The organism is Amycolatopsis taiwanensis DSM 45107, from assembly GCF_000519205.1.
Taxonomy (GTDB): Bacteria; Actinomycetota; Actinomycetes; order Mycobacteriales; family Pseudonocardiaceae; genus Amycolatopsis_E; species Amycolatopsis_E taiwanensis.
This window is the reverse complement of record NZ_JAFB01000051.1, coordinates 44,998-51,319: the sequence shown is the minus strand read 5'-3', so window position 1 is coordinate 51,319 and position 6,322 is coordinate 44,998. Positions and strand designations below refer to the sequence as shown.

Here is a 6,322-nt window from a genome sequence, read left to right as displayed (position 1 = left end):
GCCAGCACATGCCAGGCGTCCTGATCCTCCAGCCAGGCGCGCAGATAGGGTGCTTGCCCGTAGGCCTCGTCCGCGGTGACCCACGCGAAGGGCACCCCCGCCTCCATCGCCCGCGCCAGCATGGCCATCAACTGNNGNGGCTTGGCCGCAAACTCCACCTCGTCAGGGATACCCGCAGCCCGGCACCGCTGGCGATCCGACGTCCAGGACTCCGGCAGGTACAACTCCCGATCGATCAACGCGTGCCCATGCACCGAGGAATACGCCAGAAACGTCCCGATCTGGCAGTTCTCGATCCGCCCCGCAGTCCCGGAATACTGCCGCTGCACCCCAGCGGAGCGGACACCCTTTTTCAGAAAACCGGTCTCGTCTCCGATCAGCACCCCCTGCGCATCACCCAGGTGCTCGATCACGTAATCCCGCACATCGTCGCGAACCCCGTCAACATCCCAGTCCGCGCGGCGCAGTAACCGCTGCATCCCATCCGGGCTGACCTCGCCCGCCCGCTCCGCCAGCGTCCACCCGTTCTTCCGCTCCAGGCCCGCGACCAGCCCGGACACATACTCCCGCACCCGAGCCCGCGGCTCCGACCGCCCGAACCGGCCCGCGATCCGCTCGCACAACTCATCCAACTGACCCACGACAAGATCCAACACCACGCACACCATGATCCACTACAGACCAAGCAAGTGCCGTTGCAGTATTACAGAAGTTGAATTGTTGGGATTAGGGTGGATCGGGGTCGAGGGTCAGGCCGGTTTGGGTGAGGAAGCTGGTCAGGAGGTTCGGTCGGTATTGGATGCGTTTGAGTCGGTTGCGCACGATCATGGCGAGGTGGTCCACGGTGGTGACGGCGAGGTTGCCCAGGCTGCGTTTGACGTGTGACCAGACACTTTCGATCGGGTTGAGGTCGGGGGCGTAGGCGGGTAGTTGGATGACGTGCAGCCAGTCCCGGGCAGCGACCAGCTGGCGCATCGCAGTGCTGATGTGGGTGTTGAGGTTGTCCCAGATCAGCACGATCGGGGCCTTGAGGTACTGGTGCGCGGCGTCGATCAGGGCGGCGTAGTCGGTCTCGGCGAAGCTGCGGCGTTCGCCCTTGCGGCCGCGGTGGATCTTGGCTCGGTAGAGCAGGTGGGGGCGTTGCCCGGAACGCACGCAGCACAGTCCGGCCACCGAGATCCGTCCGGATCCCTTGCCTGATACCGGAATCACCGGAGTGTTTCCGCGCGGCGCCCAGGTTCGTGCCTTCGGCGGCCGAAGCGTATGACCTGCCTCGTCTTCGAAGCAGATCCACGCCCCACGCTCGACCGCTAGCTTTTTGCCTGCTGCCACGCCTCCCGCCGCCAGTTGGCGACCGCTTCCTCGTCACGTTCGACCGGCCGATGCGCGGGCATCTGCGGGCTGAACCCCATCCGATGCAACAACAACGACACCCCACGAAGCGTGTAACGGATGCGGAAATGTGTGGCGATCAGGTCGGCGACCCTGGCCAGGGTCCACCGCTGATCCTCGGCATAGCCGTGCGCGGCAGGCCCTTCCTCCATCATGACGGCCAACCGATCCAGCTGCGCATCCGACAGCCGGCAGCCTGTGCCCGAGGGGCCCTTGGACGCCAACCCGGCCTCACCCTCAGCCAGCCAGCGTCGCCGCCACACATACACCGCATTCTGCGACACCCGCAGCCGTCTGGCGATCTCCGGCACCGGCACCTTCTGCGCCAGCATCTCCGCTGCCTGCAACCGAACCGCCTCACGCCGGGCCCGGCCCTCAGCCGTCAGCCCACCACCATCGGGATAACGCACCCAAACCACATACAGCATCCAACGCCCACAGACCGACCGACACGCCGAACCCCAACCCTGACAATTCAAGCTGGGTAGCTCACTTTCTCTCGGAGATTCACAGATCGTCGACTTCATCATCTCGGGGTCGGGTTTCTGCACGATCTACTGTCCCTCGTCGCATTCATCGCGCTGGCCGTGGCCTGTTTCGTCTGCGCCGGAGACGGGCCACACTTGATCAACCGTCGAGAAATCCTTCGGGTACCACCATTTCCCGCGGTTTCCGGTCGGTGTGCATGCTCCAGAGCAGTTCGGCCAGTTCGACCGGGTCGGCGGCGGGCAGGTCGGGCATCGGCTGACCCGCGGCCTGCGCCTCCCGGAACCTCGCTTCGAAGGGGGTTCCCGTGATGCGCGCGCCGATATACAGCAAGCCGACGTACACGCCTTGATCGGCGACCTCGGCCGCGAGGGACTGGAGGTAGTTGCGCTGGGCGGCCAGCACTGGCGGCCAGCCGCTCATATGCGGGCGGCCCTGGACGGCGGCGGCTCCCTGGGCACTGAGGATCGCGCCGTCGCCGCGCTCGATCATGGCGGGCAGGAATTCCCCGACCAGCGCCAGCAGGGTATAGAGCGTCATCGGCATCAGTTCGTGCAGTCGTTCGGGCCGCAGTCCGGCCGCGCTGGTGAACTCCGGGTCCCGTGCGGGCCCGTAGTAGAAGACAGTGGGGTCACCGATCTTCGTGCGAATCCGGTCGGCGAGGGCGGGCACGTGGGCGGTCTCGGACAGGTCGGCCGTCACGACGTGCGCGTTGATGCCCTGTGCGGTCAGTTCGCCGGCGAACTCGTCCAGTGGACCTTGGCGGCGGGCGACCAGGACGACGTCGTACCCCGCTTGTCCGTATCGGCGGGCGACCGCCCGGCCGACGCCGGGACCGGCTCCGAACACTGCGATGGATTTGGGTGTGTTGTTCATGTCATGAGCCAACCTCAGCGCAGGCAGACGATCCATGGGTGATCGTCGAGAACTCCTTTGTGAACGTCTAGTGTCGAGGTTGTGGACGTGCTGACCGACCTGTTGCACCGGGCCCGCGCCAGGACCGCGTTGGTCCGGCAGTTGATCCAGCGACCGCCGTGGTCGGTCACCTACGCCGACGCTCCTTCGCTCACCGTGATGGCCACGCTCGGGGGTCAGGCGTCGATCCGGCTCGACGATTACCCAGGCACGCCGGTGCGCCTCGCCGCCGGGGACATCGCCCTGGTCGCCGGGGCCGGTCGGCACACGATCGCCGACGACCCCGGCACCCCGCACCAGGTCACCATTCGCGGCGGCCGCAAGTACCTTCCCGGCGGGGAACAGGCGGCAGGCCACTGGAACCTGGCGCCGCGCACCTACGGCGACGGCCTTCCCGGAGCGACGATCATGCTCCGGGCCGCCTACGAACTCCACGGCGACGTCAGCGATCGGCTGCTTGCCCTGCTGCCGCCGCTGGCGGTGGTGCCGGCCGGGCCGCGCACCGGGGCGACCTTGGAGCTGCTCGCCGCCGAGGTCGCCCGCGACGAACCCGGCCAGGACGCCGTGCTCAACCGGCTGCTGGATCTGGTGCTCGTGCTGGCGTTACGGGCCTGGTGCGCCGAGTCGGCAACCCTGCCCGCCTGGTACCGGGCGCTGGGCGACCCGGCCATCGGCGAAGCGCTGCGCCTGCTGCACACCGACCCCGCACGCCGGTGGACGGTCGCCGAACTGGCCGCCAAGGTCGGCTTGTCCCGCGCCGCGTTCGCGGCCCGGTTCGCCACCCTGGTCGGCGAACCGCCGCTCACCTACCTGACCGGCTGGCGGATGACGCTGGCGGCGGATCTGTTGCGGGACACCGAGAAGACGGTCGCCGTGGTAGCCCGCGAGGTCGGCTACCTGGATGCGTTCGCGTTCAGTGTGGCGTTCAAGCGTGCCCGCGGCGTCAGCCCCTCAACCTGGCGCCACCAGGACCACTGACCCTCCGCAACACCTTCGGACGGCGGCCGTCCACTCGGGCAGCGACGCTAGCGATCGACGGCCGCGGCCAACTCGGGGTCGTCAGGGTGGCGATACACGCAGGCATTCTTGCGTGTGCAGGGCGGTGGCTCTGAGCGGCCTGCATGCGGTCTTGGCCTAGCGAGGGGAGTGGCGTTCGGGTCAGCTTCTGACTGGAGCGGCTGTTCGTCTGACTGATCCTGCCGCGATTCCTCCGGCGGCGCCCTTCTGGTTTTCAATGGCGTGTCGCGAGTTTCGCGGCTGATGGAAAGCGCGTGGAAGGCAGGGTAAATGACCGAGTTCGTGACTCTCGAGGGTGGGCGGATCGCTTGTGACGTGATCGGTGACGGCCCACTGGTGGTGCTCTCACACGGCATGGGCGTCTGGCGGCAGGACTATCGCGATCTCGTACCGTTACTGGCCGACGCGGGGTACCGGGTGGTGAACGCGGACATGCGGGGGCATGGCGAGTCCAGTCTCGACTGGCCGTCGGTGACCGGGAAGGCGGCCATCAGCCGCACCGACGTCGCCGGTGACCTGCTCGGAGTCATCCGGCATTTCGGCGGGCCCGCGGCGATCGTCGGGCACTCCCTGGCCGGCGGCGCCGCCACCATTGCCGCCGCTCAGGCGCCGGAACTGGTCACCGCGATTGTCGAGATCAATCCGTTCACCAGGGTCCCGCGGCTGGATTTCGGCGCATTGTTCACCAATCGGCGATACCGCCGGGGTATGACGCGGTTGCTGGGGACACAGCTGTTGAAGTCCCCCAGATTATGGCGCAAATATTTCGATATCGCCTATCCCACCAAGCCCGGCGATTACCAGCAGCACATCGAAAACCTGATGACGATACTGGGACAGCCCGGCCGGTGGGAAGAGTTCATGAAGACCGGCAAGACCAACCCGGCCGACGCCGAGGCGCAGTTGCCCGGGGTGGAGTGTCCCGTGCTGGTGATCATGGGCGCCGAGGACCCGGACTTCCCGGACCCGCGGGCCGAAGGCGAGGCGATCGTCGCAGCCCTGAAAGCCGGCCTCGGCCGGGTCGCCGTCGTCGAGGACGGCGGGCATTACCCGCATTCGCAATTCGGCGACCGAGTCGCCGAACTGATCACTGCCTTCCTGCGGGAACACGCCGGCGAGCCAGAGCGGCACGCCGGGTAATCGGCCGGGCTGAGACGTTCTCGTGGTTCGTCGGGAGAGTCGTTCGCCGCGAGCGGAACGGCAGCCTTTCGGGGGTATGCCGGCATTTGATCACCGTGATGATAGTGACATGCCAACACTTCGCACCGTTGTCTTCGTGGTGTATGACGGCATTCAGCTGATCGAACTGGCCGGTACGATGGACATCTTCGGTGCGGCGAATACCGCTACCGGAACCACGGCCTACCGTTTGGTGACGGCGTCGCCACGCGCCGGCGTCGTCACCGTCAACGGCGGCTTGACCATAAACGTCGAGCACTCGCTGCGGGGCGTCGCATCCGGCAACGAGGAAATCGACACGTTGATCGTGACCGGGGGCTTTGGAATCCTCGACCCGCCGAGTGTTACCCGCGCGTGCGCGTCGAACCCGACCGGATCTACGTGCACGACCGCAACCGGTGGACCTCGGCGGGTGTCACCGCCGGCATCGATCTCGCGCTGGCCATGGTCGAAGACGACCACGGCACCGAACTGGCGCAGTTCATCGCCCGCGGGTTCGTGGTCTTCGCCCGCAGGCCCGGGGGACAAGCACAGTTCAGTGCCCAGCTGCGCGCACAACCGGCGCGAACCCCGGCCATCCGGGCCGTGCAGCACTGGCTGCCCGACCACCTGGACGAGGACCTCAGCGTGGCCGCCCTGGCGCGGCGGGCGGGCATGAGCGAGCGGAACTTCGCCCGTGCCTTCCGCATCGAAACCGATAGCACTCCGGCCGCCTTCGTGGAAAGCCTGCGCGTCGAAGCGGCCCGCCGCCTGTTGGAGACCACGGACCTGACCGTCGGAGCCATCGCCAGAACGGTCGGCTACAAACACGGCGAGACACTGCACCGGGTCTTCTCCCGGCACCTGGCGACCACCCCGGAGCGTTACCGGCAACACTTCTCGATCATCGCTGGTGTACGAAGCCCGAGGTGATCCTCGAGTACGCCATGGGGTGCAGCAGGACTACCGAGCCAGCCGGCGTCACGAGCCGCTGGCTACCGGGCGAACGGAAGTTCGGCGACGAGCTCTTCCGGAGCGGACAGCCGCCAGGCTTCGTAAACCAATTCGGACAACTCGTCGGCCTCGATCCCCGCCAGGTAGACCACCACCCACCCGAACCCGCCGGCGGTGAACTGCTCCTCGAACACCTCCGGCCGCTCGGAGACCAGCGCCTGCTGCTCGGACAGCGTCTGCTTCAAACCAACAGTCTGGGTCCGCGGCCAGTAGTAGCCGAAACGCTTGCCGCGCACGCTGAACGACGTGTAGTCGTGGCCCTCAGCACGCTCGACGTCGGCGAGCGCGTCCACGATCCGGTGGAACTTGTCACTGCGCACACTCATCCTGGCCCCCGAAC

At 67.1% G+C, this 6,322-nt stretch carries 8 protein-coding genes; 3 read left to right on the top strand and 5 right to left on the bottom strand.

Annotated features, from left to right (window positions below):
* From A3CU_RS0132190 to A3CU_RS0132175, 4 genes are all read right to left on the bottom strand, one after another.
* Positions 1 to 659: IS701 family transposase (locus tag A3CU_RS0132190; protein WP_027945718.1), on the bottom strand; the 659-nt coding region annotated here is incomplete at its 3' end.
* Between the two features lie 67 nt (positions 660 to 726).
* Entirely contained in the window at positions 727 to 1,332 is a 606-nt protein-coding gene (locus A3CU_RS0132185) for a transposase (RefSeq protein ID WP_245617448.1), read from the bottom strand.
* A complete protein-coding gene (locus A3CU_RS47805; RefSeq protein ID WP_156960670.1) occupies positions 1,311 to 1,820 on the bottom strand; it encodes a winged helix-turn-helix domain-containing protein in 510 nt (169 codons plus the stop codon). The genes A3CU_RS0132185 and A3CU_RS47805 overlap by 22 nt, the downstream gene beginning before the upstream one ends.
* Before the next feature lie 199 nt (positions 1,821 to 2,019).
* Positions 2,020 to 2,754 carry an SDR family NAD(P)-dependent oxidoreductase gene (locus A3CU_RS0132175; RefSeq protein ID WP_027945715.1) on the bottom strand — a complete coding sequence of 245 codons (735 nt, stop codon included), beginning with the start codon at positions 2,752 to 2,754 and terminating at the stop codon, positions 2,020 to 2,022.
* 81 nt (positions 2,755 to 2,835) lie between these two features.
* On the opposite strand from A3CU_RS0132175, the gene A3CU_RS0132170 reads away from it, so the two are divergent.
* The 3 genes from A3CU_RS0132170 to A3CU_RS47800 all read left to right on the top strand — a co-directional run bounded on the left by A3CU_RS0132170 (position 2,836) and on the right by A3CU_RS47800 (position 5,901).
* Positions 2,836 to 3,771 (top strand): AraC family transcriptional regulator, encoded by a 936-nt coding sequence (locus A3CU_RS0132170; protein ID WP_027945714.1) that lies wholly within the window; start codon positions 2,836 to 2,838, stop codon positions 3,769 to 3,771.
* 309 nt (positions 3,772 to 4,080) lie between these two features.
* Positions 4,081 to 4,950, top strand: a complete 870-nt coding sequence (locus tag A3CU_RS0132165; RefSeq protein WP_027945713.1) for an alpha/beta fold hydrolase — start codon at positions 4,081 to 4,083, stop codon at positions 4,948 to 4,950.
* A gap of 393 nt (positions 4,951 to 5,343) precedes the next feature.
* Complete coding sequence (locus A3CU_RS47800; RefSeq protein WP_052372542.1) at positions 5,344 to 5,901, top strand: GlxA family transcriptional regulator; 558 nt, start codon at positions 5,344 to 5,346, stop codon at positions 5,899 to 5,901.
* A gap of 62 nt (positions 5,902 to 5,963) precedes the next feature.
* Here the strand turns inward: A3CU_RS47800 and A3CU_RS0132155 are convergent, their stop codons facing one another.
* Complete coding sequence (locus tag A3CU_RS0132155; protein ID WP_027945712.1) at positions 5,964 to 6,308, bottom strand: MmcQ/YjbR family DNA-binding protein; 345 nt, start codon at positions 6,306 to 6,308, stop codon at positions 5,964 to 5,966.
* Positions 6,309 to 6,322: the final 14 nt, after the last annotated feature.